This window comes from Pseudomonas sp. JC1203, from assembly GCF_056175065.1.
On the sequence record NZ_JBWCAM010000011.1, the window covers coordinates 26,163 to 52,255 of the forward strand.

General features: G+C 62.7%; 26 protein-coding genes. 14 read left to right on the plus strand and 12 right to left on the minus strand.

Going from position 1 to position 26,093, the window contains the following annotated elements; all coding sequences use genetic code 11:
- Positions 1-10 precede the first annotated feature (10 nt).
- From AC0SZ7_RS17250 to AC0SZ7_RS17270, 5 genes are read left to right on the plus strand one after another with little or no spacing between them, the layout of a single operon-like run.
- A complete protein-coding gene (locus AC0SZ7_RS17250; RefSeq protein WP_475505506.1) occupies positions 11-1,183 on the plus strand; it encodes an acyl-CoA dehydrogenase family protein in 1,173 nt (390 codons plus the stop codon).
- Positions 1,184-1,208: 25 nt separating this feature from the next.
- The gene (locus tag AC0SZ7_RS17255) at positions 1,209-2,357 is read left to right on the plus strand and encodes an acetyl-CoA C-acetyltransferase (RefSeq protein WP_475505507.1); all 1,149 of its coding nucleotides are present in this window, start codon (positions 1,209-1,211) and stop codon (positions 2,355-2,357) included.
- Between the two features lie 16 nt (positions 2,358-2,373).
- Entirely contained in the window at positions 2,374-3,141 is a 768-nt protein-coding gene (locus AC0SZ7_RS17260; protein WP_475505508.1) for an enoyl-CoA hydratase/isomerase family protein, read from the plus strand.
- Positions 3,131-4,027: an acyl-CoA thioesterase gene (locus AC0SZ7_RS17265; RefSeq protein WP_475505509.1), complete on the plus strand. Its 897-nt coding sequence runs from the start codon at positions 3,131-3,133 to the stop codon at positions 4,025-4,027. Before AC0SZ7_RS17260 ends, AC0SZ7_RS17265 begins: the two co-directional genes overlap by 11 nt.
- Positions 4,028-4,070: 43 nt before the next feature.
- The gene (locus AC0SZ7_RS17270; protein WP_475505510.1) at positions 4,071-5,249 is read left to right on the plus strand and encodes an acetyl-CoA C-acyltransferase family protein; all 1,179 of its coding nucleotides are present in this window, start codon (positions 4,071-4,073) and stop codon (positions 5,247-5,249) included.
- Between the two features lie 50 nt (positions 5,250-5,299).
- On the opposite strand, the gene AC0SZ7_RS17275 is transcribed toward AC0SZ7_RS17270, so the two are convergent.
- The 4 genes from AC0SZ7_RS17275 to AC0SZ7_RS17290 are packed head-to-tail and all read right to left on the minus strand — an operon-like array spanning position 5,300 to position 11,028.
- Entirely contained in the window at positions 5,300-6,472 is a 1,173-nt protein-coding gene (locus tag AC0SZ7_RS17275; RefSeq protein WP_475505511.1) for an acyl-CoA dehydrogenase family protein, read from the minus strand.
- A gap of 20 nt (positions 6,473-6,492) precedes the next feature.
- Positions 6,493-7,605 carry an acyl-CoA dehydrogenase family protein gene (locus AC0SZ7_RS17280; protein ID WP_475505512.1) on the minus strand — a complete coding sequence of 371 codons (1,113 nt, stop codon included), beginning with the start codon at positions 7,603-7,605 and terminating at the stop codon, positions 6,493-6,495.
- A 27-nt stretch (positions 7,606-7,632) separates the two neighbouring features.
- A complete protein-coding gene (locus tag AC0SZ7_RS17285) occupies positions 7,633-9,780 on the minus strand; it encodes a 3-hydroxyacyl-CoA dehydrogenase NAD-binding domain-containing protein (protein ID WP_475505513.1) in 2,148 nt (715 codons plus the stop codon).
- Positions 9,781-9,819: 39 nt separating this feature from the next.
- Positions 9,820-11,028 carry an acetyl-CoA C-acetyltransferase gene (locus tag AC0SZ7_RS17290; protein ID WP_475505514.1) on the minus strand — a complete coding sequence of 403 codons (1,209 nt, stop codon included), beginning with the start codon at positions 11,026-11,028 and terminating at the stop codon, positions 9,820-9,822.
- Between the two features lie 230 nt (positions 11,029-11,258).
- On the opposite strand from AC0SZ7_RS17290, the gene AC0SZ7_RS17295 reads away from it, so the two are divergent.
- Both AC0SZ7_RS17295 and AC0SZ7_RS17300 read left to right on the plus strand, forming a co-directional pair.
- The gene (locus AC0SZ7_RS17295) at positions 11,259-11,987 is read left to right on the plus strand and encodes a 2-phosphosulfolactate phosphatase (protein ID WP_475505515.1); all 729 of its coding nucleotides are present in this window, start codon (positions 11,259-11,261) and stop codon (positions 11,985-11,987) included.
- The gene (locus AC0SZ7_RS17300; RefSeq protein ID WP_475505516.1) at positions 11,984-12,760 is read left to right on the plus strand and encodes a DUF2889 domain-containing protein; all 777 of its coding nucleotides are present in this window, start codon (positions 11,984-11,986) and stop codon (positions 12,758-12,760) included. Before AC0SZ7_RS17295 ends, AC0SZ7_RS17300 begins: the two co-directional genes overlap by 4 nt.
- A 3-nt stretch (positions 12,761-12,763) precedes the next feature.
- On the opposite strand, the gene AC0SZ7_RS17305 is transcribed toward AC0SZ7_RS17300, so the two are convergent.
- Entirely contained in the window at positions 12,764-13,576 is an 813-nt protein-coding gene (locus AC0SZ7_RS17305; RefSeq protein ID WP_475505517.1) for a FadR/GntR family transcriptional regulator, read from the minus strand.
- A 220-nt stretch (positions 13,577-13,796) separates the two neighbouring features.
- On the opposite strand from AC0SZ7_RS17305, the gene AC0SZ7_RS17310 reads away from it, so the two are divergent.
- Genes AC0SZ7_RS17310 through AC0SZ7_RS17320 form a run of 3 tightly spaced genes read left to right on the plus strand, consistent with a single transcriptional unit; the run spans position 13,797 to position 16,897 of the window.
- Positions 13,797-14,909 (plus strand): acyl-CoA dehydrogenase family protein, encoded by a 1,113-nt coding sequence (locus AC0SZ7_RS17310; protein WP_475505518.1) that lies wholly within the window; start codon positions 13,797-13,799, stop codon positions 14,907-14,909.
- Between the two features lie 9 nt (positions 14,910-14,918).
- Positions 14,919-16,115 (plus strand): acyl-CoA dehydrogenase family protein, encoded by a 1,197-nt coding sequence (locus AC0SZ7_RS17315; protein ID WP_475505519.1) that lies wholly within the window; start codon positions 14,919-14,921, stop codon positions 16,113-16,115.
- A gap of 20 nt (positions 16,116-16,135) precedes the next feature.
- Entirely contained in the window at positions 16,136-16,897 is a 762-nt protein-coding gene (locus AC0SZ7_RS17320; protein ID WP_475505520.1) for an enoyl-CoA hydratase-related protein, read from the plus strand.
- A 90-nt stretch (positions 16,898-16,987) separates the two neighbouring features.
- Here AC0SZ7_RS17320 and AC0SZ7_RS17325 read toward each other — a convergent pair whose 3' ends face one another.
- The 3 genes from AC0SZ7_RS17325 to AC0SZ7_RS17335 form a co-directional block, all read right to left on the minus strand.
- Positions 16,988-17,794: a FadR/GntR family transcriptional regulator gene (locus AC0SZ7_RS17325; protein WP_475505521.1), complete on the minus strand. Its 807-nt coding sequence runs from the start codon at positions 17,792-17,794 to the stop codon at positions 16,988-16,990.
- Between the two features lie 108 nt (positions 17,795-17,902).
- The gene (locus AC0SZ7_RS17330; protein WP_475505522.1) at positions 17,903-18,898 is read right to left on the minus strand and encodes an NADPH:quinone oxidoreductase family protein; all 996 of its coding nucleotides are present in this window, start codon (positions 18,896-18,898) and stop codon (positions 17,903-17,905) included.
- On the minus strand, positions 18,895-19,851 hold the full coding sequence (locus AC0SZ7_RS17335) for an NAD(P)H-dependent flavin oxidoreductase (RefSeq protein ID WP_475505523.1): 957 nt from the start codon (positions 19,849-19,851) through the stop codon (positions 18,895-18,897). The genes AC0SZ7_RS17330 and AC0SZ7_RS17335 overlap by 4 nt, the downstream gene beginning before the upstream one ends.
- Positions 19,852-19,962: 111 nt before the next feature.
- On the opposite strand from AC0SZ7_RS17335, the gene AC0SZ7_RS17340 reads away from it, so the two are divergent.
- The 4 genes from AC0SZ7_RS17340 (at position 19,963) to AC0SZ7_RS17355 (ending at position 23,380) form a co-directional block, all read left to right on the plus strand.
- Positions 19,963-20,811 (plus strand): alpha/beta fold hydrolase, encoded by an 849-nt coding sequence (locus tag AC0SZ7_RS17340; RefSeq protein ID WP_475505524.1) that lies wholly within the window; start codon positions 19,963-19,965, stop codon positions 20,809-20,811.
- A 94-nt stretch (positions 20,812-20,905) separates the two neighbouring features.
- Positions 20,906-22,099, plus strand: a complete 1,194-nt coding sequence (locus AC0SZ7_RS17345; protein WP_475505525.1) for a thiolase C-terminal domain-containing protein — start codon at positions 20,906-20,908, stop codon at positions 22,097-22,099.
- Positions 22,096-22,527 (plus strand): Zn-ribbon domain-containing OB-fold protein, encoded by a 432-nt coding sequence (locus AC0SZ7_RS17350; RefSeq protein WP_475505526.1) that lies wholly within the window; start codon positions 22,096-22,098, stop codon positions 22,525-22,527. The genes AC0SZ7_RS17345 and AC0SZ7_RS17350 overlap by 4 nt, the downstream gene beginning before the upstream one ends.
- A 58-nt stretch (positions 22,528-22,585) precedes the next feature.
- The gene (locus tag AC0SZ7_RS17355) at positions 22,586-23,380 is read left to right on the plus strand and encodes an enoyl-CoA hydratase/isomerase family protein (protein WP_475505527.1); all 795 of its coding nucleotides are present in this window, start codon (positions 22,586-22,588) and stop codon (positions 23,378-23,380) included.
- Between the two features lie 227 nt (positions 23,381-23,607).
- Here the strand turns inward: AC0SZ7_RS17355 and AC0SZ7_RS17360 are convergent, their stop codons facing one another.
- The 4 genes from AC0SZ7_RS17360 to AC0SZ7_RS17375 all read right to left on the minus strand — a co-directional run bounded on the left by AC0SZ7_RS17360 (position 23,608) and on the right by AC0SZ7_RS17375 (position 26,055).
- Positions 23,608-23,790, minus strand: a complete 183-nt coding sequence (locus tag AC0SZ7_RS17360) for a hypothetical protein (RefSeq protein ID WP_475505528.1) — start codon at positions 23,788-23,790, stop codon at positions 23,608-23,610.
- Between the two features lie 110 nt (positions 23,791-23,900).
- Positions 23,901-24,260 (minus strand): DUF6285 domain-containing protein, encoded by a 360-nt coding sequence (locus AC0SZ7_RS17365; protein WP_475505529.1) that lies wholly within the window; start codon positions 24,258-24,260, stop codon positions 23,901-23,903.
- Positions 24,260-25,276, minus strand: coding sequence for a phosphotransferase family protein (locus AC0SZ7_RS17370; protein ID WP_475505530.1), 1,017 nt, complete (start codon positions 25,274-25,276; stop codon positions 24,260-24,262). Before AC0SZ7_RS17370 ends, AC0SZ7_RS17365 begins: the two co-directional genes overlap by 1 nt.
- Before the next feature lie 11 nt (positions 25,277-25,287).
- Positions 25,288-26,055 (minus strand): SDR family NAD(P)-dependent oxidoreductase, encoded by a 768-nt coding sequence (locus AC0SZ7_RS17375; protein WP_475505531.1) that lies wholly within the window; start codon positions 26,053-26,055, stop codon positions 25,288-25,290.
- Positions 26,056-26,093 lie beyond the last annotated feature (38 nt).

Sequence of the window (26,093 nt, forward strand, 5' to 3'; positions counted from 1 at the left end):
GGACGCTGCCATGGACTTCACACTTCCCCCTGAGCTGCTCGAATTGCAAGCGCGCACCCGCGCCTTTATCGCGCAACACATCATTGCGCTGGAAAAGGACCCTCGCTGCACGCCCCACGGGCCTACAGAACCGCTGCGCCGCAAGATGCAGAGCCTGGCTCGCCAGGCTGGGCTGCTGACCCCGCACATGCCAACCGCTTACGGTGGACTGGGCCTGAACCACCTGGCCAAAGCCATCGTGTTCGAGGAAGCAGGCTATTCGCCGCTTGGACCGGTGGCACTGAACATTGCCGCTCCCGATGAAGGCAACATGCACATGATGGAGCAGATCGCCACGCCTGAGCAGAAGGAGCGCTGGCTCAAGCCGCTAGCCTTGGGTGAGATACGCTCCTGTTTCTGCATGACCGAACCCTCGCCTGGTTCGGGTTCAGACCCGGCGATGCTGGCGACCACTGCCCTGCGCGATGGCGATCACTACATTATCAATGGGGTGAAATGGTTCATCACCGGGGCCGAAGGTGCCAGCTTCGCCATCATTATGGCCAAGCTGGAGGACGGCCGGGCCACGATGTTCCTGGCGGACATGGACCGCCCAGGCATTCGCGTCGAGCGTGCCATGAACGCACTCGATTCCTGCTTCCCAGGCGGCCACGGCGTGGTTCGCTTCACTGACCTGCGGGTACCGGCCTGTGACGTGCTGGGCGAACCGGGAGAGGGCTTCAAATACGCCCAGGTGCGTCTTTCACCCGCCCGCCTGACCCACTGCATGCGCTGGCTGGGCGCCGCCCGGCGCGCCCACGAAACGGCCACCGCCTACGCCTGCAAGCGCGAAGCTTTTGGAAAGGTATTGGCCGAGCATGAGGGGGTGGGCTTCAAGCTGGCAGACAATGAACTGGACTTGCACACCACGCGCCTGGCGGTGTGGTACTGCGCGTGGGTTCTGGACCAGGGAGAACTGGGACGCCATGCCTCCAGCATGGCCAAGGTCATCTCGTCTGAAGCGATCTGGCGGATAGTGGATCGTAGCGTGCAGATTCTCGGCGGCCAGGGCGTGACGGATGAAACCATTGTCGCGCGCATATTTGCCGACGTGCGAGCCTTCCGGATTTACGACGGCCCCTCAGAGGTACACCGCTGGAGCATTGCCAAGAGCGTTATCCGTGCCCACAACAAGCACCACTGATTTTTCCCCCTCCAAGGAGTGAACCATGGCCAGCGCCTACATCGTCGACGCTTTGCGCACACCCACAGGAAAGCGCAATGGCAGTCTTTCCACGTGGCATCCAATGGACCTGGGCGCCCATGTCATCAAGGCCCTGGTGGCGCGCAATCGCATACCGGCCGATGAATACGATGATGTCATCTTCGGCGCCATCGACGCCATCGGCCCCCAGGCAGGCAATCTTGCACGCTTTTGCTGGTTGGGCGCGGGGCTCCCCGATAGCGTTCCCGGCGTGACCATCGATCGGCAATGTGGATCGTCGCAGCAAGCGGTGCATTTTGCCGCCCAGGCGGTATTGAGCGGCACTCAGGACGTCGTCATTGCCGGCGGCGTACAGAACATGAGTCGTATTCCCATCAATACGGCCCTGTATGCCGCCAAAGACCTGGGCTTCGATGATCCCTGGACGAGCGCCACGAGTTACCGCGCTCGCTATGGCGAGCAGCAACTGTCACAGTTCGCCGCTGCTGAGCGCATCGCGCGGCATTGGGGCTTCAGCCGACAGGACATGGAAGCCTATGCGTTGCAGTCCAACAACCGGGCATTGGCGGCTATCCAGGCTGGAGCATTCGACACTCAGGTCGTTCCGGTGGGCGATTTTGCCATGGATGAAACAGCTCGGATCAGCAGCCTGGAAAAGATGGCGACCTTGCAGCCGTTATTGCCGGATGGGCTGTTGACCGCTGGCACCAGCAGCCAGGTATCGGACGCGGCCAGCGCCGTGCTGATCTGTTCCGAAGCGGCGCTCAAGCGCTATGGCCTGACACCCAGGGCGCGCATCGTGCACATGAGCGTGCGCGGCGACGATCCTGTGTGGATGCTGACAGCTCCCATCGCAGCCACTCGCCATGCTTTAGGCAAGGCAGGCCTGCGCATGGCCGACATTGATCGAGTGGAAATCAACGAAGCGTTCGCCAGTGTCGCCATGGCTTGGCTGAACGAATTGGACTATTCAGTCGAATTAACCAACGTCAATGGCGGCGCCATTGCCTTGGGGCATCCAATCGGCGCCACTGGCACCAAGTTGTTGACGACCTTGCTGCACGAGCTGGAGCGCTGTGGCGGCCGCTATGGGCTACAGACCATGTGCGAAGGCGGTGGCCTGGCTAACGTAACCATCATCGAACGGCTGTAAGCCGAGGAGTTTCAGCATGACGACTGTCGTCACTGTCAGCCATGATGAGGGCGTAGCCCTGGTCCAGCTCAACCTGCCAGAGAAGCGCAACAGCCTGGTGCCTGAACTTTACCGGCAACTGGCGCAGACCCTTGAGCAACTGCAGGACAACGAAACCACGCGAGCGATTGTCCTCAGCGGTGGTGCGCATTTTTGCGCAGGAGGCCCACTGGATGGCCTGGATACTCAAACCCAGGCGATGCGCCGGGACATGCGTCGAGGCCAACGGGTCATCCGCGCGATCGTCAATGGTCGGGTGCCGGTGTTGGCCGCGGTACAAGGCGCAGCGTTTGGCGCAGGATTGTCACTGGCCGTCGCCTGCGACTTCGTCGTGGCCGATGCAGACAGCCGCTTCGGCGCGGTCTTTGGCAAGGTTGCCGTCATGCCCGATTGGGGGGCGCTGTGGACCTTGCCCCAACGCATTGGGTTACCCCGCACTCGCCAACTGGTGATGTTCCAACAAATCATCGGAGGTGAAGAAGCCGTCCAGATTGGCCTGGCAGACTTCCTTGCCCCGTCCGGCCAGGTGCTGGAAACCGCGCTGCGCCATGCGCATCAGTTGGCGGCTAGCGCGCCAGGACCGTTGGCAGCGACTAAGGCGATGCTTGGCCGGGCGCCCTTGAGCCTGGACGCGGCATTGGATTGGGAGGCCGACGCTCAAGCCGTACTCATCGCCTCGGCGGATTTTGCCGAAGGCAGGGAGGCTTTCTTCCAGAAGCGCAAGGGGGTGTTTCGTGGGGTCTGAGGCACTCTCCTGCTCTGCGCCTGCCAAAGCATGGGACGGCACCAGCATTGCCCCCCTACTGCAGCTCCGTCCCCTGGGAAATGACCGGTTCACCTGCGACACTTTCCATACCAACCAGAATGGCGCGATCTATGGTGGGCAGACACTGGGGCTGGCAGTCGCCGCAGCCCTGGCCACGGTAGATGAGCCGTTGCGTCCCCACGTGTTGCAACACAGCTTTCTGGCTGCGGGAGACGTGGGTGCACCGCTGACCGTGACCGTCGAACGGGTGCAGCAGAGCCGTCGCTTTGCTGCACGGCTAGTCAGGCTGGAGCAACATCAACGCACCATTGCCCTGGCGACCGTATCGTTTCATGCCGGGGAGTCGGGCATGGCGCATGAGATCAGCCCGCCAATGCACCATGGCCCTGAAGGCCTGATGAACCTGACGCAACTGCGCAGCCATTATCATGATCGCCTCAACGCACAGGAACAGGCATTCATCGGCAAGACCCAGTCGGTGGAGATCCGCCCGGTGCAGGCCGAGCACATGCTGCTCGAACGGGACGCCCTTGGTGACATGAGCTACTGGATGCGTAGCGGGTCAGAGCTGACCATCAGCGCGCGCATGCAACCAGCAGCGCTTGCGTACCTCAGTGACTTCTGGTTCGGCATCACCGCCCTCACCCCGCACCACGAACACAAGCTGGCTGCCGACCTGTTTGTCGCCAGCCTCAACCATACCATTTGGTTTCATCAGCCGGTCGACTGCCAGGAGTGGTTGCTGGTCTCGGCCAACACACCGGCCGCAGGCTCCGGGCGTGGTTTGAGCCTGGGGCATATATATGACCGGGAAGGCCACCTGTTGGCCAGCATGGCGCAAGAAGGGCTGTACCGCCAGCGCTGACCCCTGGCTTTCGTTTGCCACCTTCACCTGAGAGGAATTGTGTATGAACACGGAAATCTTCGTGGTCAGCGCCGCGCGCTCGGCCATTGGCAGTTTTGGCGGTTCGCTCAAGGATGTACCGCCCACCCAACTGGCCACCGACCTGGCCCGTGCCGCCCTTGAGCGGGCCAAACTAGCCCCCGAGCACATCGGCCACGTGGTGTTCGGCACGGTGATCCCCACCGAGCCACGCGACGCCTACGTGTCGCGGGTGGCGGCGGTCAACGCCGGCATTCCTCAAGAAACTCCTGCATTCAACGTCAACCGCCTGTGCGGTTCCGGCCTGCAGGCCATCGTTTCGGCGGCGCAGAGCCTGCTGCTGGGCGACGCCGGCGCGGTGTTGGCCGGCGGTGTCGAGTCCATGAGCCGTGGCCCGTACTTCCTGCAGCAGACCCGCTGGGGCGCGCGCATGGGCGATATCCAGGCGCTGGACTACATGCTGGGCGTGCTGCACGACCCGTTCGCCGGCATTCATATGGGCATCACTGCGGAGAACATTGCCGAAAAGTACGGCATCACCCGGCAGATGCAGGATGAACTGGCGCTGGTCAGCCAGCAGCGCGCCGCCCGGGCCATTGCCGAGGGGCGGTTTGCCTCGCAGATCGTGCCCATCGAGATTGCCACGCGCAAAGGCCCGGTGACCTTCGCCGAGGACGAAAACGTACGCGCCGTGGACGCCGAGCAGTTGGCGAAGATGAAGCCGGCGTTCAAGAAGGACGGCACGGTGACCCCGGGCAACGCCTCCAGCCTCAACGACGGCGCCGCCGCCCTGGTGCTGGCCACCGCCGAGACCGTGCGCGCCCACAATCTTGTGCCCCTGGCGCGGCTGGTGGGCTACGGCCACGCCGGCGTGGAGCCGGCGCTGATGGGCCTGGGGCCAATTCCGGCCACCCGCCAGGTGCTGCTCAAGGCCGGCCTGCGGGTGCAGGACCTGGACGTGATCGAGTCCAACGAAGCCTTCGCCGCCCAGGCCTGCGCCGTGGCCCGCGAGCTGGACTTCGACCCGGCCAAGGTCAACCCTAACGGCTCGGCGATCTCCCTGGGCCACCCGGTGGGCGCCACCGGCGCGATCATCGCCACCAAGGCCATTCACGAACTGCATCGCATCCAGGGCCGCTATGGCTTGGCGACCATGTGCATCGGTGGCGGCCAAGGCATCGCCGTACTCTTCGAGCGCGTTTAAACAACCTGTTGCAGCCATCACTCAAAGGCGAGGCCCTGATCGTTAGTCGATCAGGCCTTGCCCAATTGGTTGAATGGCGTATCACGATCATTGCGCGGCTCTGGCGGTAAACCCAGTACCCGCTCGGCAATAATATTGCGCAGTATCTCGTCTGTGCCTCCGGCAATACGCAGGCCGGCCGACCAGAGATACCAGTAATTGAGCCTTCGCGACTGTGGTTCGTCCAGCTCGCGCAACGCATCGACGCCCAGGTTCTCAAGCGCGCTACTGGTCATGTCTTGCAGGTTCTTGGCCATGACCAACTTGTTGATGGACGCTTCCGGACCCGGCACTCCCCCACGTGATACTGCGGTCATCGAGCGTAAGCGCGTCAACTCGATGCCCTCGTCCGCCACGTAGTAGCGTGCCAGGGATGTCGCGTCCAGTAGCCCAGCCAGTTCGCTGGCAGTAGGCGCGCCGCAGGGCTTTCCTCCTACCGCCAGGCGCTCGAACATCAAAGTGCTGAGCGAGACCTTCCAACCATCGCCTACCGCGCCCAGCCGCTGGCTATCACAGATGCGCACATCCGTGAAAAAAACCTCATTGAACTCAGCATCGCCCAGCAGCGTACGAATGGGGCGCACTTCCACCCCCGGGGCTCGCATGTCGACATAGAACATGGTCAAGCCCTTGTGCTTGGGGGCTGCGGGATCGGTACGCACCAGCAACAACCCGTAATCAGCCTCATGGGCGTACGAGGTCCAAACCTTCTGTCCATTGATGATCCAGTCATCGCCCTCGCGAACGCCCCGCGTACGCAACCCGGCAAGATCAGATCCTGCGGCCGGCTCGGAAAACAGCTGGCACCAGATCTCGTCCCCCCGCATGCCCGGAGCCATGAAACGATCAATTACCTGGGCAGAGCCATGGGTAAACAGGGTCGGCAGGCACATGCCGATGCCGACAGCGAACGGGATCAGCGGCAACGGGTAGCGCTCTTCCTCCTGGTGGTAGATCACATGCTCTATCGCGCTGCCCCCTTGGCCGCCTACCGGCGTTGGCCACATGATGCCGACATACCCGGCCTCTGCCTTCAGTGCCTGCCAACGACGGGCCAGGCCCATGAACGCCTCGGGCGCCATTGCGGTTTCAGGGGCAACGGCGAACTTCGGGGCGTGGCTGGCCAGCCAGGTGCGAACCTTCGCGCGATAGGCCGCTTGTTGCGAGGTATCTTCAAAATCCATTGCGGTTCTCCGAATAGCTGTCAAGACGCAGTACGGCCCAAAACATCCTTGAGGCGCTGCGCCCACCAGGCACGGCCACCCAATTGAGTCGCCAGCAACCTGGCGCGGCGATAGAACAACTGGGCATCACTTTCCCAGGTGAAACCGATACCACCGTGCAACTCTACACAGGCTTCAGCGGCTTTGTTCAAGGCTTCCGTGGCGGCCAGGCGCGCGCCTGCCGCGGCTCGAGGCAACTGGTCTGGCGCCTGGGTCAATGCCCAGGCACCGTAATAACAATGACTACGGGCCAGTTGATTGGCCACGTAGGCGTCGGCCAGCGCATGCTTGACCGCCTGGTAACTGCCCACGACCCGGTTGAAGGCCTGGCGTGTCCTGACATACTCCACGGTCATCGCCAGCGCTGCCTCGGCACTGCCCAACTGTTCAAATGCCGACAGCACCGCGGCAGCATCCAAGGCTCGTACGGCCAGTTCCGCGCCCTGCCCCGGAGCGCCCAGCCGTACACACGGCGCGTTCTCCAAATGTAAGTCGGCAAACGACCGCACACGGTCTATGGCTTCGACGGCTTCAAGGCTGACGCCCTCGACGCCGGAGTCCACTCGCCACCACCCCCAACCGCCAGCGTCTTGCTCGGAGGTCGCCGCGACCACAAAACAGCCAGCAACCGCGGCGTCTGCCACCATCACTTTGTGGCCGCTGATCCTACCGTCACTGACCCGCGCCTGGGGCCTGGCGGTCCAGACCTCCTGCCCTGCTTCAACAAACGCCACACTGGCGGTTGTGGTTCCTGCCGCCAGCTCGGCCAACAGATTCGAGGCTTCACTACACCCCTGCGCCTGCTGCAAGGCGGTCGTGGCATGCAGCACTGAACTAGTGTAGGGAATGGGCGCCAGCGAGCGCCCGACCTCCTCCGCCAACACGCACTGCTCCAGCGCCGTCAGTCCCAGGCCACCGTCTTGCTCGGCGACTGCCGCAGCCGGCCAGCCGAGGGCCTGAACCTGGGCCCATAGCGCCCGATCGCACAACCCTGTGCTGTCCAACACCACACGGGCTCTTTGCAGCCCGTCGGCAAATACCCGCTGTGCCTGATCGCGCAGCTGTTCCTGTTCCGCAGAAAAGTCGAAATTCATGATCGATGCGCTCTCTGGCAAGGGTGCTCAACAGTCAAGGGCATGAAAACGCGCTCCCCGTGCAACACGCTCGCGCAACCACGCCGAGGGGCGGAAACGTTCGTCGATCTCATCGGCCAACCGGTCGCAGCGGTCGATGAAAACCGCACCCAACGTGTCGATCAGACTGAAGACGCCTCCGGTCCAGGCCGGGAAGCCAATACCCAGCACTGTCCCCACATCACCTTCGGCAGCCTGAGTAATGACCCCTTCTTCCATGCAGCGCACAGCTTCCAATGCCTGGATGTAGAGCATGCGTTGCTTGATCTGCTCGACGTCCGGCTGCTCAGTCAACTCAGGGAACACTTCGCTCAGCCCTGTCCAGAGGCTGCGCCTGCCTTGGGGATAGTCGTAGAACCCCTGCCCACCGCGACGACCTATGCGCCCCAGGTTCTCGCAGAACATTTTTTGCACATGGAAGCCAGCAGGTTCTCGCCACGCAGCGCCCAGCGCCTCGCGCTCCGCCAGGGCCGACTTATAGCCGTTTTCCAGACCGACATCGTCCAGGAGCGCCAGCGGCCCCATGGCAAACCCGGCCAGGCGAGCGGCATTGTCGATCAACGCCGGCTTGACGCCGGTGCCCAGCATGGCCAGCGCGTCCTGAAGGTAAGCGGCGATCACCCGCGAGGTAAAGAAGCCACGTGAGTCCTTGACCACAATGGGCGTCTTGCGCAAGGCCCGGATGAAATCCAGGGCATGGGCCAAGGTAGCGTCACTGGTTCGTTCGCCGACGACGACCTCCACCAGTGGCATACGCTCGACAGGTGAGAAGAAGTGCAGCCCGATGAACCGCTCAGGCGCTGTCAGGTCTCGGGCCATGTCGCTGATGGGCAGGGTTGAGGTATTGGAAGCCAACAGCGCCTCGGCCTTGAGATACGGCTGCGCCTTCATGAATACCACCGATTTGACCTGGAGGTCTTCAAATACCGCTTCGACCACCAGGTCACAGTCGATCAGTTGGGCATAATCGCTGGTGGCATGAATACGGCTCAGGATGGCGTCTGCTGCTGCCTGCGTCATGCGCTGCTTGCCCACTCGCTTGGCGAATTCATCCACCAGGCGCTGGCGCCCGGCCTCTGCCTGCGCTTGCGAAGCGTCGAGCAGTATGACCTCCAGGCCGGCGGTTGCAGTGGCGCTGGCGATCCCGCTGCCCATCAAGCCGGCGCCGAGTATGCCGACTTTCCGATACGCAGCGGGCGCGATGCCGTCGGGACGCCGCGCGCCTTTCTCCAACTCTCCTTTGTTGACAAACAACGTGCGCACCATGTTGCAAGCCGTGGCGTCAAGCACCAGCCCGGCGAACTCGCAGGACTCGATATGCAAGCCGGCATCGATAGGCACGCACGTACCGTGGGCCACCGCACGCAATAACGCAATGGGTGCCGGGAGGTTGCGCCCCGTGTCACGGGCGATCTGCGTGGTGGTGAGATTGTACAGGTTACCCAGTTCCACGTCGGCAAAACCGGCCCCACCCGGCACCTGGAACCCTTTCTGATCCCACGGCTGCTCGGCGTTGCCATGCTCGATGAGCCAACGCCGAGCAGTATTCAGCAGATCGGCATTGGGCACCACCTCATCGACAATGCCTGCGGCAAGCGCGGCCTGGGGGGGCATCAACGTCCCCTTGAGCATCAGCGGCAGCGCCTTGGCAATTCCGATCAAACGAGGCAAACGCTGTGTTCCCCCTGCTCCCGGCATCAATCCCAAGGTCGCTTCCGGCAGCCCTAGCAAGATTTTGGGGTCGTCGGCAACCACTCGGTGGTGACACGCGAGTGCGATTTCCAGCCCGCCACCCAGGGCCGAGCCATTGATGGCTGCGGCAAAGGGTGTGCCACAGGTCTCCAGGCGGCGCAGTACCGGACTCATCTGCGTCGCCATGACACGTGCCTGTTCCACGCTCAAGGGCCGTGACAGCGTACGGACGATGTCCTTCAGGTCCCCGCCCGCGACGAAATCCTTTTTTGCCGAGGTAAGAATCACGCCCTTCACATTGTCATCGCCGGTCACCCGATCGATAAGCTTGATCAGTTCATCGCGAAAGCCTTCGGTAATGGTGTTGGCCGGTTGTTCCGGAATATCGATGGCGACCACGGCCACGCCGTCGTCGCCCAGGGAATAAGCAATGGTTTCAAACATGCGATGACCCATCCTTGCAGAATTCGATAATCGCCACGATCAGACTCGCTCGATGATAGTGGCAGTGCCCATGCCGATGCCCACGCACAGGCTGACCAGTGCGGTGCTGGCGCCGCTGCGCTCCAATTCGTCCAGGGCCGTGCCCAGCAGCATGGCTCCGGTGGCACCCAGCGGGTGACCCAAGGCAATGGCACCTCCATTGACGTTGATGCGTTCGTGGCCAATGTCCAGCACGCGCATGTATTCCAGCACCACCGAGGCAAACGCCTCATTGAGTTCAAACAGATCGATGTCGCTGACGTTCATCCCGGCGCGCTCAAGCGCCCGCAGCGAAGCTGGGGCCGGGCCGTCGAGCATGATGGTGGGGTCGGAGCCGATGGAGGCGAAGCCGCGAATGCGCGCCCGCGGCGTCAGGCCCAGGCGCTGGCCGGCCTCCAGAGAGCCGACCAGCACGCCCGCCGCTCCGTCGACAATGCCGGACGAGTTGCCGGCGGTGTGCACGTGGTCGATCTCGAAGACATCGGGGTATTTCTGCAAGGCAATGGCATCGTAACCGCCCAGGGTGCCCATCTGGGCGAAGGCCGGTTGCAGGTTGGCCAAGTCCTGAGCCGTAGTGTGTGGCCGCAAGTGTTCGTCACGGGCCAGAAGCGGGTAGCCCAGCCGGTCAACGACAGGAATGACCGAACGGTCGAAACGCCCTTCGTCCCAGGCCCGCCCGGCCCGTTGCTGGCTGGCGATGGCGTAGGCGTCGACGTCGGCACGGCTGAACCCGCCCCGGGTGGCCAGCAGGTCGGCGCCAATGCCTTGGGGGGCGAAAGCCGTCGCGTAGGCGATTGCCGGGTCTCGCGCCCAGGCACTGCCCTGGGAGCCCATCGGTACCCGGGACATGGACTCCACTCCGCCGCCGATGGCCAGGCCCACCTGGCCCGACATCACCTGCGCAGCCATCAGGTTCACCGCATCCAGCCCCGAGGAGCAGGCCCGGTCCAGTTGAAAACCGGGCACTCGCACGTCGTAATCGGCCATCAGGATGGCCGGGCGGGTCAGGTTGGAACCCTGCTCGCCAAAGGGCGTGACAATCCCCAGGGCCACTTCGGCTACCTCGGCGCTGTCAAACCGGTTGCGCTCGCGCAAGGCCCGCAGCACCTGGGCCGCCAACTCCGTGGATGTCACCGCGTGCAGCCCTCCGTTAGCCCGCCCGCGCCCCCTGGGGGTGCGTACGTGGTCGAAAATATAGGCTTGAGCCACTGTCAGTCTCCCATTCAATCCATTCAACGCCGAGACGATCAGCAACGCCCGACGACACGGACCTTAATCATATATATGCTTATGATGATAAACAACCAGTCCGATGGGTAGTTTCTTCTCTCAAGCACTGCTATTTCGGCCAAGGATGCGGGTAGGTTGTCTTGCGTGCAATAATCTATATGATTAATCTGTTTCTGCACCTTCCCCATTTCGTTGACAAGGAGCCTTGCATGCCGAAAATCAATGTAATCCTGAGAAAGGAGGACCTGAACCCCGATTTCCTCTATGACAAGGTAGCCGTTGTCATCGATGTACTGTTTGCCACTTCCAGTATCGTCAGCGCCTTGCACCAAGGCGCTTGCGCAGTGTACCCCGCCTGCAACCGGCAGATGGCTTGCGACGCGGTGCGCCTGCTGGCCAACGACAGCTACGTGCTGGCCGGCGAAAATCATCTCAAGCCTCTGCAGGGTTTCGCCGGCTACTCGCCGCTGGCCCTGTGCCTGGAACCCCTGGCCGGGCGCGACCTGTTCTATGCCACCACCAACGGCACTGTGGCACTGCGCAAGGCCGACACCGCACGCTACGTGTACGCCGCAGCGCTGCTCAATGCCCCGGCCGTGGTTCGCCAGCTCAGGCAGCATCGCGGCACCTCCATTGTCCTGGTCTGCGCCGGCTCCGCCGGGCGTGTCAATCTGGAGGACCTCTACCTGGCCGGGCACCTGATCGACCAGTTGCTGGCTTTGGAACCTGACCATTGGCAGGCCTCGGACACCTGCACCATTGCCCAGGCGGTGTACCGCCAGTTCGCCGACTCCCCCGCCCGCTGCCTGCAGCAAAGCCAGCTGGGTGTATTGTTGCGGGCTGCGGACATGCAGCACGAAGTGGATTATTGCGCCCAGGTGGGGCTGCTGGACATCGTGCCACGCCTGTGCGGCGACCGTCTGATGTGTGCCGCGTGAGCCAGGGCTACCCACGCACGGGTGGGCGGTTGCGGCGCCTGATCGTACTGCGTCACACCGCCCCCGGCCAGGTCACGGGCTGGCTGGAGGACGACTTCCATCACTTTGGCGTGACTATCGAGCACGACGGCCGAGTGATTACCGCCGTTCGCATGGCGGCACCCCGTACCCCCTGGAGTACCTGCCCTGGCGCCGTGCAACCGTTGCAACAACTGGTCGGCAACCCCTTGATCGCCCGTGCCTCGGACATCGGCGCCCTGATCGACATGCGCCAGCAGTGCACCCATGTGCACGACCTGGCCGGACTGACACTGGCCCACGTCAAGCGAGTGCAGGTCGAAAGACGCTACGAAGCCCAAGTAGATGACAGGCAGGTAATGGGTTGGGATGGCCTGCATCCCAGGCTGGGGCCGACCCAAGTGCGATTGTTGCGCGACAATCAGGTAGTCATGGGCTGGGCGGTAGACCAGGACACCATCACTAACCCACCCTGGCAGGGCCAGACACTGGGCCGAGGCTTTCGCCAATGGACCGAAAGCCTGGCTGAAGAGACAGCGGAACAGGCGAATATTTTGCGCCGGGCGATTTTGGTGGCCGGTGGGCGCACCCTGGACCACGACCGCTTCCACGATGCCGCCGAGTATGGCCAGCCACCGTTGTGCTACAGCTTCCAGCCCGAACGCAGTGCCCAGGCCCTGCGCTGCCAAGGCTCGACCCGCGACTATGCCGAGGGCAGCGAGGGCATGCTGCTCGACACCCGGCAGATCCCTTGACGCCTAGCTGGCGTTGAACAGGTCGGCAATGCGCATGTGCTCGAAGCCCGTCACCCAGACCTTGTTCGATCGCACCATGTGCTTGCGCCAATGGGCCTCGGCGCCATCGATGTCCTTTGCTTCGATCAGGTTGATCAGCTTTTCCTGGGATTTTAGCCCGGTGACGGCAGCCAGGATCGAATTTTCCAGGGAGATATTGCGCCGCTGCAAGGCGACTACTGCCGCCTGATGGCGGGCCACGACCTCGTGCATCGCGCCCCACAGATGAATCAACGGCTTGTTGCCCGAAAGCTCCACCAGCAGTTTGTGAAAGCGTGCGACTTCGGCAGCGAAGGCCGCCGGATCCTCGATGCACAACCGTTCCTGCTCCACAACGTCGCGCAGCACCGGCACCGCACGCGCGGCGGAGTGCTCAACCACGAAGCGCACAGCCGATGGCTCGAAGGCCATGCGCGCCTGGTACACCTCCGCCACGGTGGTGCCCTCGCACTGCAGCACCATCAAGGCATAATTGGCAATCAGATTAGGGTCTGGGGCGTGAATGATCGCACCGCCTTTGGCGCCCCGCGCCACGGTGATCAGGTGCTCTGCCTCCAGGATACGAAAGGCTTCGCGGATGGTAGGCCGAGACACACCGAATTCTTCCATGAGCTTGCCTTCTGCCTGCAGCAGATCACCTTCCTTCAGCTCACCGTTGACGATCTGCTTTTTGATGCGCCCCGCAACGATCTGCGGGGCCTTGGGAATGTGCAAGGCCTGGCGCTTGTCCTGTCCCCCTCGCCCATTGAGAAAGCCCAGGTCTTTCATATCGCTCATGACTACCAACCTTCAGAATGACCACCCCGAAGCGGGCGACCTAATCAACCATATGATATTGATGATTTAACTATAACACACGATTCGAAAAGTATTTCGTGGTTTGTCTGCGAGCCGCCATACTGGCTGCCATCGACAGGATGTCGACCACTGGACACAATAATTTTAATGTGTATATGATTTATACGTTTATACAACAGTGATACTGGCAGGGGCCACCATGAACTTCGATTTTTCTGATGAACAGCGCATGCTCAGGGACCAGGCCCGCCGCTTTCTCGGCGAGGCCAGCAGCCTGCAGGCCTTGCGCCAGATGCTGTCGGCACACCAGCCTTGCAATCCCGACTTGTGGCAACAGGTCAGCGAACTGGGCTGGCCCGCAGTGGCCATAGGCGAGGCGCAAGGCGGCCTGGGGTTGGGCATGCTCGAGTTGTGCGTACTGGCCGAGGAGCTGGGACGTGCCCTGGCCCCCATTCCGTTCCAGAGCACCGTGCTTACCGGCGCCGAACTGCTCAAACGCAGTGCCGCCCCCCAGGCCCTGGAGGTTTTGCAGGCCATCGCTGGCGGCGAAGCCACTCTGACGACCGGCCTGATTGCCCCCGGCCAGTCCTGGGACGCCCAGCCCCTGCGCTTTGATGGCAAGGCCGTGAGTGGTCGCAGCCATGCCCTGGCTTACGGGGCTCACGCCCACCATGCTGTGCTGCCCGCCCTACAGGCCAGCCAGCCCGTGGTAGTGCTGGTGGACCTCAAACAAGCGAACATCAATACCGTCCCCCTCAAGGGCCCTGACGGCACCGTACCCTTCGCCGCGCTGGAACTGAGCCGCATTCCCGCGGTGGGCGTACTGGCCGGTGCCCAGGCGATCAAGACCATGGAGCGGGTGGTGGACCAGATGGCTATCTTCACCGCCTTCGAGCAAATTGGTGGTGCCGACGCCGCCCTGGACCTGGCACGCAACTATGCCCTGGAGCGCCACACGTTCGGCCGCCCCATTGGCAGCTACCAGGCCATCAAGCACAAGCTGGCCGACATGGCCGTGAACATCGAATTGGCACGCTCCAATGCCTGGTATGGCGCTTGGGCGCTGGAAGCTGGTACCGCCGCCGAGGCTATTCTGGCAGCCGCCACCTGCCGCCTGAGCGCCACCCATGCCTACGAACAGGCCGCCCGTGAATGCCTGCATATTCACGGCGGTATCGGCTACACCTGGGAAGCGGACTGTCACTTTTTCTATAAACGCTCACGCCTACTGGCCATGACCCTGGGGGAACCCGGGGCCTGGGTCGATCGCCTGCTGAGCGCCCAATCCCTGCAGCTGCTGCGTGCCCATTAAGGAGGCTTTATGGACTTCAATGACAGTATCGACGAGGCTCAATTCCGGCAGCAGGCGCGCCAGTGGCTCCAGGATCACGCCCCCAGCGTGATCGGCCATGACAGCCAGCAGGATGTGCAGGCCTTTACGACCGCAGCGCGCCAGTGGCAGCGGCTGAAAGCCAGCGCCGGTTATGCCGCTATTCGCTGGACGCGGGAAGAAGGCGGGCTGGATGGCACGCCCATGCAGGAAGTGATTTTCCACGAGGAAGAGTCGCGCCATGCAGTGCCGGTGGGCCCCTTGGTCACCATCGGCACTCAGTTGGCCATCCCTACCCTTCGCACCCACGGTACCCCAGAACAGGTAGAGCGCCTTACCCAGCCAACGCTCAATGGCGATCTGCTGTGGTGTCAACTGTTTTCCGAGCCCAGTGCCGGCTCCGACCTTGCCAACCTGCGCACTCGCGCGGTGCGCGACGGCGACGATTGGGTGATCAATGGCCAGAAAGTCTGGACCTCCTGGGCCCATGTCGCCGACTGGGGCATCCTGCTAGCGCGCACCGATTCCGAAGCCACCAAGCACAAGGGCCTGACGTTTTTCCTGGTGGACATGCGCAGCCCGGGTATCGAAGTTCGCCCCATCGAGCAGGTCTCCGGCGAGTCCGAGTTCAACGAGGTGTTCTTTACCGACCTGCGCATCCCTGATCGCTACCGCGTCGGCGAGGTTGGCGACGGCTGGAAGTGCGCCATGACCACCCTGATGAACGAGCGGGTCAACGTCGGTGGCGAAAGCCAGGCGCTGCCCAATGTGGTCGAACTGATCGAGCAGATCAACCGCAGTGGCTCGGCCAACAGCCAGGATCGCTTCCGCATTGCCCACCTGCTGACCCAGGAGCTGGGCCTGCGCAATTTCCGGTTCCGCTTGCTGACCTCACTGTCCAAAGGCGAAACACCTGGTCCCATCGCAGCCATGAGTAAACTGGTGTACGCCAATGGCCTGCAGGCGCTGTCGGCCCTGGCCCTTGACAACTTGGGGCTTGATGGCTTCGTCCAGATTGACCAGGCAGCCGGCGCAGCCCGGTTCAGCCACGGTTACGAATGGGCGGCGGCGTTGCGCATCGCCGGTGGCACCGACGAGATCCTGCGCAACCAGATTGCCGAGCGGGTTTTGGGGATGCCGGGCGAGATTCGCGTGGACAAGAACATACCCTTCTCCCAATGTCGCTGAACGCAGGGAGGTCCTTGAGCATGAGTGATTCCATAAGGCTGGAACGCCAGCAGCATTGCCTGTCAATCACCCTCGAACGTGCCGACAAGCACAACGCGCTGACCAATGCCATGTACGACAGCCTGGCGGCTGCACTGCGCCAGGCAGCGGATGACGATGACATTAATGCGGTGGTCATCAGCGGTGGGCCGAAGGTATTTACCAGCGGTAACGATCTGGTGGACTTTCTCAAGCAGCCCCCCACCCATCTCGACGCGCCGGCCTTTCGATTCATGGCGGCGGTGGTTGACCTGGATAAACCGTTGATTGCGGCGGTGTGTGGCGCCGCCATTGGCATAGGCACCACCCTGCTTCCCCACTGCGACCTGGTGATGGCGACCCGTGACAGCCGGTTCGCCACGCCGTTCGTAAAACTGGGCTTATGTCAGGAATTCGCCGCCAGCCTGCTGCTGCCCCAGCGCATTGGCCATGGTCAGGCAGTGCGGATGCTGCTGGGGGGTGAAAGCCTGGACGGTGAACAGGCCCATACGCTGGGCCTGTGCAGCCACCTGTACGGTAGCGCTGAAGAGTGCCTGGCCTCGGCCCTGGACTACGCCCAGCGCCTGGCCGATGCCCCGGCCAAGGCGCTACAGGTGAGCAAGCGGCTGATGCGCCAGGCGCAGCGCGAACAGGTGTTGGCGATCATTCGCGAGGAAAATCTGCAGTTCATCGAACGGCTCAACACCCCGGAGTGCAGGCAGGCGCTGGAACGTTTCGTGCAAAAGCGCAGCTCAAGCCAATAGCCGCTGCCGCAGGCTTCGCGGGCCCTGTGCCGCGCTGGACATCTCAGGGCAGCGCAGCCTGCCGGCAGCAGCAGCTACGCTTGCCTGGGGTCAGTCTTGAATCAATTGGGAGATCGTCATCTCTTCATAACCGGTGAGCCAGGTTTTGTAGGCGGCCTGCATGTGCTTGCGCCAGTGAATCTCGGCAGCGTCCTCGTCACCCGCCTCGATCAGCTTGACCAATTTTTCCTGGGAGCGCAGCCCCACAGAGGCGTTGGCGATGATGTCTTCAGTGGCCTGATTGCGTCGGTACAGCGACACCACGAGCGCCTGATGGCGCTCGACGACCATATGGATCACGGCCCACAGATGCATCAATGGACGGTTGCCGGACAACTCCACCAGCAGGCGGTGGAACTCGGCGATGGCTTCGGCGAACGCCGATGGATCACCCAACGCCTCACGCTGACGAGCGATGGCCCCGCGCAGAGTCTGGGGGGCCTCCTTTCTGGCCTGTTTGACGACCAGCCGCACGGCCGATGGTTCGAAAGCCATGCGCGCCTGGTATACCTCGGCAACCTTGGTTCCCTCACTTTGCAGGACCATCAGTGCATAGCTGGAAATCAGATCCGGATCAGGACCGTGGACCACGGCACCGCCACGCGCACCACGGGCGACGCTCACCAATCGCTCCGCCTCCAGGATCCGATATGCCTCGCGGATGGTAGGGCGCGAAACGCCGAACTCCTCCATCAACTTGGCTTCGGCCGGCAACAGATCACCCGCCTTAAGCTCCCCCGTCACGATCATTTTCTTCAACCGCGAGGCGACGATCTGGGGCGCCTTGGGGATTTGCAGCGGTTGCCGCTTGGTACCGGACAAACCGAAAGCTGAGGATTTTCCGACGGGCGTGTTCATTGTTCCTTTCATTCCTGATGGCCGCATGGCTTCCCGTTCATTCTAACGGTTACGGCCTTGAAAGAAAGTAAAGGATCAATAATCTGTATCCTATGCAGCATAAAGCCGTTAGGAGGGCTGTACTTCCACGACCGTTTTGCCGATTCTGTCGCGGTCCAGCGACGTGCTGAGCGCTTGGGCAAAGTCCTCCAGCGGGTAGCGCCGCCCCACCAGAGGGTTCAACTCTCCCGCAGCGATGAGGTCAGCAAGCAACTGGCGTGATTGGGCGGCGTGGCGGGGTTCGAACAGGCCATACTGACGCACGTCCACCCCCATCAGCGTGGCGCCCTTGAGCAGAGTCAGGTTGACCGGCAGCGCGGGGATACTGCCTGCGGCAAATCCCAGCACAAGGTAGCGACCACCCCAAGCCAACCGCCTGAAGGCTTTTTCCAGGCCGGGCCCGCCGATGGGGTCGACAATTACCTGCAAGCCTTCTCCATCTGTCAGCACCTTCAACTGGTCAACCCAATCGGCCTGGGTGTAATCCACACTCTGCCAAGCCCCTGCAGCCAGCGCCGCCTCACGCTTGGCGGGGGTCGAAGCGGCCGCAATCACCCTGCCTCCCAGCCAATTGGCCACCTGGATCATGGCCTGGCCAAGGCCGCCCGCCGCCCCCAGCACCAACACGGATTCGCCGTCCTGCAACTTGGCCCTGTCACGCAAGGCGTGCAGCGCCGTGGTGTAATCCACCCAACACACCGCAGCGCGACTGAAATCCAGAGCATCTGGCAACCGTGTCAGTGCCGTTGCCGGTACCACTGCGTAATCGGCAAACCCGCCCCCCAGGCCAAGTGCAGCCACCCGATCGCCAGGGTTGAACGCGGTCACTTGGGCACCCACCTCGTCGATGATTCCGGCAAACTCGCAGCCGGGCACGAACGGGACAGGCGGCTTGACCTGGTACCCGCCACTGCACAGCAATCCATCGACGAACCCCACCCCGGCGCTGTGCACCCTCACCCTTATTTCGCCGGCCTGCGGCTGCGGGACCGGTAGGTTCTGCAGCTGATAGGCCGACAGTTCCAGACGCTGCCCTTGGACTGCCCTCATCCAAATCTCGCTCATGCCCATGCCTCCAGTGTGCGTTGGCTGCTGATTTTCAGGGCCTGGCAGTACTCCTGCTCCATGCGCGTGACGAGCGCTTCCACGTCAGGCACATCATGGATGTTGCCCACCCCTTGCCCCGCGCCCCAGATATCGCGCCACACTCGATATTCACCGTGTCCACCGGTACCCACCCCCGGCGTCTGTGCCGACGGCAGGCGCGCCGGATCAAGGCCGGCGCGCTCGACACTGGCGGCCAGGTAATTGGCCGGCAGGCCGCTGAACAGATTGCTATTGACGATGCCTTCTGCCTTGGCCTGCACCAGCATCCGCTGGTAGACCGGGTCTATCTGGCACTCGCGGGTGGCCAGGAAGCGTGTGCCCATGTAACCCAGGTCAGCCCCCAGCAGTTGCGCGGCCAGCAGGTCCACCCCGCGGCTCATGGCGCCAGCCAGCAGCACCGTGCCCTGAAAGAATTGACGAACCTCACTGATGAACGCAAAGGGGTTAAGTTGCCCGCCATGCCCCCCGGCACCGGCGCACACCAGCACCAGCCCGTCGACACCCGCCGCCACAGCCTTTTCGGCATGGCGCACCGTGACCACGTCATGAAACACCAAGCCGCCGTACCCGTGAACCGCTTGCACCACGTCACCAGGCGCGCCCACGCTGGTGATGATCACTGGCACGCGGTGCCTGACCATCAGGTCCAGGTCCGCGTCCAGGCGAGTATTGGCTGGAGCCAAGATCTGGTTGATGGCAAACGGGGCACTGCGGTATCCGGCCAGAGCCTGAATCATCCCCGACAACGCATCGTCCAGTTCAGCCGTGGAGCGTAGATTAAGCGCCGGCATGGAGCCCAAGACCCCTGCCCGGCACTGGGCGATGACCAGGCTGGGCGATGACGCCAGGAACATGGGCGCTGCCACCAACGGCAAACGCAGGCGGCCTTTCAGTGAATCGGGCAGAGGCATGAGCAAACCCTTTTGTTATGGTATGAGTGCATGGATAAGTTGCACAGAGGCGTTTAATCATGTGTACTATTAAGCTATTAATGGTAGAACACAACAAAAAAGGAAGTCACCATGAGCATGCACCGCCAGACATTGGAGGGATATCGAGGCCTGACCTTGTGTGCTGATTGCGGTGGCCCCGCCCGCGGGCTGCCGGTCATATTGCTCCATGGCGGCGGCCAGACCCGTCACTCCTGGAGCCGTGCTGCCACGCAACTGGCGGCTGCCGGCTACCGCACCCTGGCCCTCGACCTGCGCGGCCACGGTGAAAGTGACTGGCCGGCCGATCAGGACTATTCCACCGACGCCTTCGTGGCTGACCTCAAGGCGGTCATCGCCACCCTGCCACGCCCACCCGTGCTGGTGGGCGCCTCGTTGGGTGGCGCCTGCTCGCTGCTGGCGTTAGGCGAAAGCGCCACGCCCCTTGCCAGCGCCCTCGTACTGGTTGACGTGGTGCCGCGCATGTCCCCTGCTGGCGTCAAACATATCCGCGACTTCATGGTGGGCAGCCCCAATGGATTCGCCACGCTGCAAGAGGCGGCCGACGCAGTGTCACGCTACCTGCCCAACCGACCTCGCCCCCCCACCCACGAGGGGCTGCTCAAAAATCTGCGGTTGAAGGAAAACGGCCGCTACTACTGGCACTGGGACCCCGCCTTTCAGGCCAACGGCGCCCGTGAACGCCTGGCGGACCTGCATTTGCGCATGGAAACCGCCGCCAGCAAGGTCAAAGTGCCGACGCTGTTGATACGGGGCCGGCAAAGCGATGTGGTCAGCGAACACGGTGCTCAATCATTACTGGCGCTGATGCCCCATGCCGAATACGTCGACGTGGACGGTGCCGGGCACATGGTTGCCGGCGATCGCAATGACGTGTTCAACCAAGCCATCGCTGACTTTCTCGCCCGCCAGCCGCGATGAGTGCGCATTCGCTTTGACCAGTCGGACATCACAACAACAATTCCGATGATCATTTATCCATGACGTCCACGGGCGTCGCCGAGGGAGAGAAGGCATGACCTGGGAACACAGCGACAAGACCGCCATTGTCGGCGTCGGCGCGACACCCTACTACGTGCGCGGACAGTCCTGGCCCCGCACCATCAATGAGATGATTGGTGAAGCCATACTGGGGGCGTGCGCGGACGCCGGCCTGTCGGTGCGTGACATCGACGGTTTTGCTTACTATGGAGGAGCCAAGGCAGGCTACATCGACACCATGGACACGGCTAGTATCATGGAGATGCTCGGTATTCCAGAGGTGACGTTCACCGCCACCCTGACTGGCGGTGGAGGCGGATCAGCCGGCGCCATCGGCCTGGCCTCAGCCGCCATCATCGCCGGCGACGCCAAGTACGTGGTCACGGTCATGTCCCTGCAGCAGCGGGCCCAGCGCCTGGGCACGGTGTTCGGCGCCCTCAAGCCAGACCCGGAGAACTCGTTCCTGCAGCCTTCCGGCCTGGTCGGTCCCGGTCACCTGATGTCGGTGCTGGCCCGTCGACACATGCATCTTTATGGCACTCGTCGCGAGGCCTTCGCCGAGGTGGCAATCAACAGCCGACTCAACGCGTTGAATCGCCCCAAGGCCATCCGCCGCACGCCACTGACCCTTGAGGAGTATTTTGCCTCGCCGATGCTCGCCGACCCGCTGTGCCGCTTGGACTTCTGTCTGGAAACCGACGGCGCAGTGGCTGTAATCACCACGTCCACCGAGCGGGCGCGGGACCTGCGGCAGAAACCGGTGCTGGTTACCGCCGCCACCCACGGTGGCCGTGCCGAATGGGGACGGGCATTCGCCTGGATGGGCATGAGCGACGAATATTTTGCCTCCTCAGGGCACAAGGATGTTGCCCGGCGCCTGTACGAACGCGCCGGGGTCACGCCCGCCGATATCGACGTGGCGCTGCTTTACGACCATTTCACCCCCATGGTGGTCATGCAATTGGAGGATTATGGTTTCTGTGCCAAAGGTGAAGGCGGCCCATTCGTGGAAAGTGGCGCCATTCGCATGAACGGCAGCCTGCCGGTCAATCCCCATGGCGGGCAACTATCGGAGGCCTACATCATCGGCATGACCCATATCCTGGAGGGGGTCGAGCAATTGCGCGGCACTGCCATCAACCAGGTGCCCGACGCCGAGTTGGCGCTGGTCACCGGTGGCCCAGCCTCCATTCCCGTTTCCGGCCTGATCCTTCGGAGGTCCGCATGAGCCCCATCCTGTCCCGCGCCCTGCCCGGCGAGCACGTCCACATCACCACCGACCCATGGACCGAGCCGTTCTGGCTGGCGGCCCGTGAAGGTCGGCTGGTGTCCGCCCAATGTGGCCAATGCCGCACTTTCCGCATGCCACCCACCCCGTACTGCCCCCATTGCCAGAGCCAGGACACCCGCTGGCCCACCTTGGAGGGCACCGGTACCGTCTACAGTTATGCGGTGTGCAACCGCTCTCCGTTTCCCGGCGTGGACGATTTCATCTATATCCCGGTGGTGGTTGAACTGGACGGTGCCCCGGGCATCCGCCTGGTGTCGAATTTGGTGGGCATCGACCCCGCCGACGTCCGCATCGGCATGGCAGTGACGGTGGACTGGAACCCCATTACCGAAGACTGGCGCCAGCCCGTATTCAAAGCCCTTTGACCCGCAGGTGGCGTCGCCTCGGCGCCACACCGCCCGACGATCAACCTGGAACACGATCATGGACTACCGCACCGTATTGTTCGATGTCACCCCTGATGGCGTGGCGACCATCACGCTCAACCGGCCCGAGGCGATGAACTCCTTCACCCTGGCCATGCTGCGCGAATTCGACCACCTGTGGGCGCGCATTCGCGAAGACGACGAGATCCGTGCCGTGGTGCTACGCGGCTCGGCTGGCCGGGCCTTTTCCACGGGAGCGGACGTGAAGGCACACGCCACGGAAAACGTACTGGGCACCGATAACCTGTGGAACGCCCGCGATCCGGGCGAGAGCCTGGGCGCACGCGCCAACAAGGTCTGGAAGCCGGTGGTCACCGCGGTACATGGGCTGTGCTGCGCCGGTGCGTTCTACTGGTTGAATGAAAGCGACGTAATCATCTGCTCCGAGGACGCGCAGTTCTTCGACCCCCATGTGTCTTACGGCCTGGTGTGCGCGGTGGAGCCGATCGGCATGTCGTACCGGCTGCCGCTGGGCGAAGTGCTGCGCATGTCATTACTGGGCAACGACGAGCGCATCAGCGCCCAGACGGCGCTGCGCATCGGCCTGGTAACCGAAGTGACAGCCAACGAAACGCTGTGGGCTCGAGCCCATGAACTGGCAGCACGCATCGCGGCCAAACCACCGGCGGCAGTCCAGGGCACGGTGCGGGCCATCTGGGAATCCCTGGACGTGCCCCGCTCGGTTGCGCTAGCCCAGTCGTTGAAATACCCCCTGCTGGGCAACCCCGTGGCCCAGGCGCAAATGGACGTGGACTCCGTACGCAAACAGGCACGCACGTTCGATGTCCGCTGACGGAGCGTGTGTGACGCGGCTTACGCCGCTATTACAGGCGCATGTCGCTGCAGCAACTGTCTTGTGGAGATACACACTATAGGAGCAAGGCTTGCTAACGATGCAGGCGACGCGGTTTTTCTGGATTACGGCGTCGATACCATCTCGAGCAAGCTTTGCCCCCACAGGACGGCGTAGCAGATGCCGAAGGCTGCGTCGTGCGCTGCTGCAGGTCGGCTGCCTTGATGCTAGGCTCCTGCCTTAAGCTTGTTTAGCTGGGCAAATCCCAAAAACACTCCCCCTATCGCCAAATGCTCGGCCAACGGAAAAGCCGGCGCCTGGTTGTTCGAGTACGCCCAGATATCCAAACCTGCGAGCAACAAATTCCAGACGCCCGCTACTGTGAATCCCCACCTGATGGTCTTGTTCATTGCGTCCTTCCCTGATGTGTCAACAGCAGGGAAGAGTAATTTCAAATAGCCATCACCCATAGTAAATTTTTTCTCAGCTTTAGCAGGCGTAGTCAGCACCCGCTTGCGCCTTACCGATAATCAGGGTTGCTTTGCGCCAGCGATTGCGCCGTCACCCGCCGCAAATGCTCCAGGACAGGGCTTGCCTGGGGACTGTCCGGGTCGCCCAGGCCACTGCGCAATGCCTGCGCCAATAGCCGGTTGGCGTGAGCCAGCCGCCACTCGTCGGTACCCAGCAGACGGTTCAATGACGCCAGCTCATCACGCTCAGGTTGCTCGCCAGCGCGCAACTGGCGGGCAGCGATATTCATCGCATTGCAGATCATCAACGCTTCATGCTTGCAACTGGCCGGCATTTGCGCCAACAGCCGCGTGCGTAACAGACGCTGGGCCGTTTCCAGCAGATCGGCGCCATCAGGACGTGTACGCATCAGTCTTGCTCCGTCATGTCGAGAATTTCCCATTCCAGTTGCGCGGTCATGTGACCGGTCAGCGCCAGCAGCAGCGAATCCTGTTCGCCCGACACATGCCGCTCAGCCTGTTGGATGGCAATCACTGCCCAATGCACATGGGCCATTATTTCCCAATAACGCACCTGGTCCCGCGCGATGGCTCGACCACTCTGCGCCTCGTACCCACGATAGAAATCGTCACGGTCACCGATACCCCCTGCCTCCTGTTCCGGCAGGGAAAACCGCCAGCAGCGGGCACAGAACCAACCAATGTCTTCCAGCGGGTCACTCCAGCCGGCGAATTCCCAATCGATGATCGCCGTCAGGCCCTGCTCGTCCACCATATAATTGCCGGTACGAAAATCACGATGGCACAGCACTTTCGACCGATCCGCCGGCGCGTGCCGCTCGAGCCAGCGTAGCCCCCACTCCAGCACCGGGTAAGGCGTGTGATGGCGGTCCAGGAAACCGCGCAACTCTGCGATCAGATGCATAGCAGGAGGCGCATCGTAGGCCGGCAGAAATGCCAGATCCTGGCGTGGCGGGGTGATCGAATGGATTCGCGCCATCTCGCGGCCCAACTGCTCGGCCAACGCCACGCGGTTACCCCCCCACGCAGAGCCGGGCTTGACGATCAGGTGCGGGCTGGCAGTGCCCGCCACCCGACGCATGAGGAAAAACGGCCGCCCCAGCACCGAGCGTTCTTCACACAGCCACAGCGGTTGCGGCACGCTGACGCCCGCTTCAAAGGCCGCCGTCAGTAGGGCGAACTCCTGCGCTCGACCATGGCTGACCGCCACGCCGGACGGCGCGTCAGTCCGCAGCACCAGACTTTGCGGGCCTTCGTGAAGGCCATCCTGGAACACCGCGTCGATGCGCCAGTTTTCCTGAATCGCGCCGCCGGACAGCAATTCGGCAAGGGTGACTTGGACGCGACTGCTCCCCCCCCGTTGGGCCAAGTAGCGTTCCAGTTGTTGGCAAGCAAGTGCATCCATGAAGCATTCTCCTAAAGTGCGCTGACCAGGTGCCCGCCATCGACCGCCAGGGCCGCGCCGGTGATGTGGCGACCGCCCTCGCCCGCCAGTAGCAGCAACGGAGCATCCAGATCCGACAGCACGCCGAACCGGCGGCTGGGAATGCGCAAGCGCAGGCGCTCGCCCGCCTCGCTGGAGAGAAACTCGTGGTTGAGTTCAGTGGCCACGTAGCCGGGCAGCAAAGCGTTGACCCGGATGCCATGGCGCGCCAGCTCCAGGGCCAGTGCCTTGGTGGCCTGAATGACCCCCGCCTTGGAGATGGCATATGGGGCGACGGCACCAGATACCCTTTCTCCGAGAATAGAGGCAGTATTGACGATCACCCCGGTCTTGCTGGCGGCAACCATGCGCCGGGCGGCCTCGGTGGCGACCAGCCAGCCCCCCTTGAGGTTGGTGTCCATTACCGCCTCCCAGTCGCTCTCGGTTTGCTCCAACGCCGGCTTGGTGACAGTGACACCGGCATTGTTGACGACAATGTCGGGCACCCCATGCAAGCGGCAGACTTCAGTAAACGCCTCCGTCACGGACCCTGCTGCCGTGACGTCCAGGCGCACGGTCGAAACTTGGCCACTGATGGACTCGGCCAGCTCAGTCAACACGTCGGTACGTCGTGCCGCCATCACCACGTGCGCCCCAGCATCTGCCAACACACGACAGAAATGTAGGCCAAGGCCACTGCTGGCCCCGGTCACGAATGCCACCTTGCCCTGCAGACCAAAAAGGTCATTCAACCCCGCCATGCACGCTCTCCAATGTTCGCTGCCTTGGCCACACAGGC

Coding starts and splice junctions, on each gene's coding strand:
- AC0SZ7_RS17250 (WP_475505506.1), top strand. CDS start 11: ATGGACTTCACACTTCCCCCTGAGCTGCTCGAATTGCAAGCGCGCACC.
- AC0SZ7_RS17255 (WP_475505507.1), top strand. CDS start 1,209: ATGGCCAGCGCCTACATCGTCGACGCTTTGCGCACACCCACAGGAAAG.
- AC0SZ7_RS17260 (WP_475505508.1), top strand. CDS start 2,374: ATGACGACTGTCGTCACTGTCAGCCATGATGAGGGCGTAGCCCTGGTC.
- AC0SZ7_RS17270 (WP_475505510.1), top strand. CDS start 4,071: ATGAACACGGAAATCTTCGTGGTCAGCGCCGCGCGCTCGGCCATTGGC.
- AC0SZ7_RS17275 (WP_475505511.1), bottom strand. CDS start 6,472: ATGGATTTTGAAGATACCTCGCAACAAGCGGCCTATCGCGCGAAGGTT.
- AC0SZ7_RS17280 (WP_475505512.1), bottom strand. CDS start 7,605: ATGAATTTCGACTTTTCTGCGGAACAGGAACAGCTGCGCGATCAGGCA.
- AC0SZ7_RS17285 (WP_475505513.1), bottom strand. CDS start 9,780: ATGTTTGAAACCATTGCTTATTCCCTGGGCGACGACGGCGTGGCCGTG.
- AC0SZ7_RS17295 (WP_475505515.1), top strand. CDS start 11,259: ATGCCGAAAATCAATGTAATCCTGAGAAAGGAGGACCTGAACCCCGAT.
- AC0SZ7_RS17305 (WP_475505517.1), bottom strand. CDS start 13,576: ATGAGCGATATGAAAGACCTGGGCTTTCTCAATGGGCGAGGGGGACAG.
- AC0SZ7_RS17310 (WP_475505518.1), top strand. CDS start 13,797: ATGAACTTCGATTTTTCTGATGAACAGCGCATGCTCAGGGACCAGGCC.
- AC0SZ7_RS17315 (WP_475505519.1), top strand. CDS start 14,919: ATGGACTTCAATGACAGTATCGACGAGGCTCAATTCCGGCAGCAGGCG.
- AC0SZ7_RS17320 (WP_475505520.1), top strand. CDS start 16,136: ATGAGTGATTCCATAAGGCTGGAACGCCAGCAGCATTGCCTGTCAATC.
- AC0SZ7_RS17325 (WP_475505521.1), bottom strand. CDS start 17,794: ATGAACACGCCCGTCGGAAAATCCTCAGCTTTCGGTTTGTCCGGTACC.
- AC0SZ7_RS17330 (WP_475505522.1), bottom strand. CDS start 18,898: ATGAGCGAGATTTGGATGAGGGCAGTCCAAGGGCAGCGTCTGGAACTG.
- AC0SZ7_RS17335 (WP_475505523.1), bottom strand. CDS start 19,851: ATGCCTCTGCCCGATTCACTGAAAGGCCGCCTGCGTTTGCCGTTGGTG.
- AC0SZ7_RS17340 (WP_475505524.1), top strand. CDS start 19,963: ATGAGCATGCACCGCCAGACATTGGAGGGATATCGAGGCCTGACCTTG.
- AC0SZ7_RS17345 (WP_475505525.1), top strand. CDS start 20,906: ATGACCTGGGAACACAGCGACAAGACCGCCATTGTCGGCGTCGGCGCG.
- AC0SZ7_RS17350 (WP_475505526.1), top strand. CDS start 22,096: ATGAGCCCCATCCTGTCCCGCGCCCTGCCCGGCGAGCACGTCCACATC.
- AC0SZ7_RS17355 (WP_475505527.1), top strand. CDS start 22,586: ATGGACTACCGCACCGTATTGTTCGATGTCACCCCTGATGGCGTGGCG.
- AC0SZ7_RS17360 (WP_475505528.1), bottom strand. CDS start 23,790: ATGAACAAGACCATCAGGTGGGGATTCACAGTAGCGGGCGTCTGGAAT.
- AC0SZ7_RS17365 (WP_475505529.1), bottom strand. CDS start 24,260: ATGCGTACACGTCCTGATGGCGCCGATCTGCTGGAAACGGCCCAGCGT.
- AC0SZ7_RS17370 (WP_475505530.1), bottom strand. CDS start 25,276: ATGGATGCACTTGCTTGCCAACAACTGGAACGCTACTTGGCCCAACGG.
- AC0SZ7_RS17375 (WP_475505531.1), bottom strand. CDS start 26,055: ATGGCGGGGTTGAATGACCTTTTTGGTCTGCAGGGCAAGGTGGCATTC.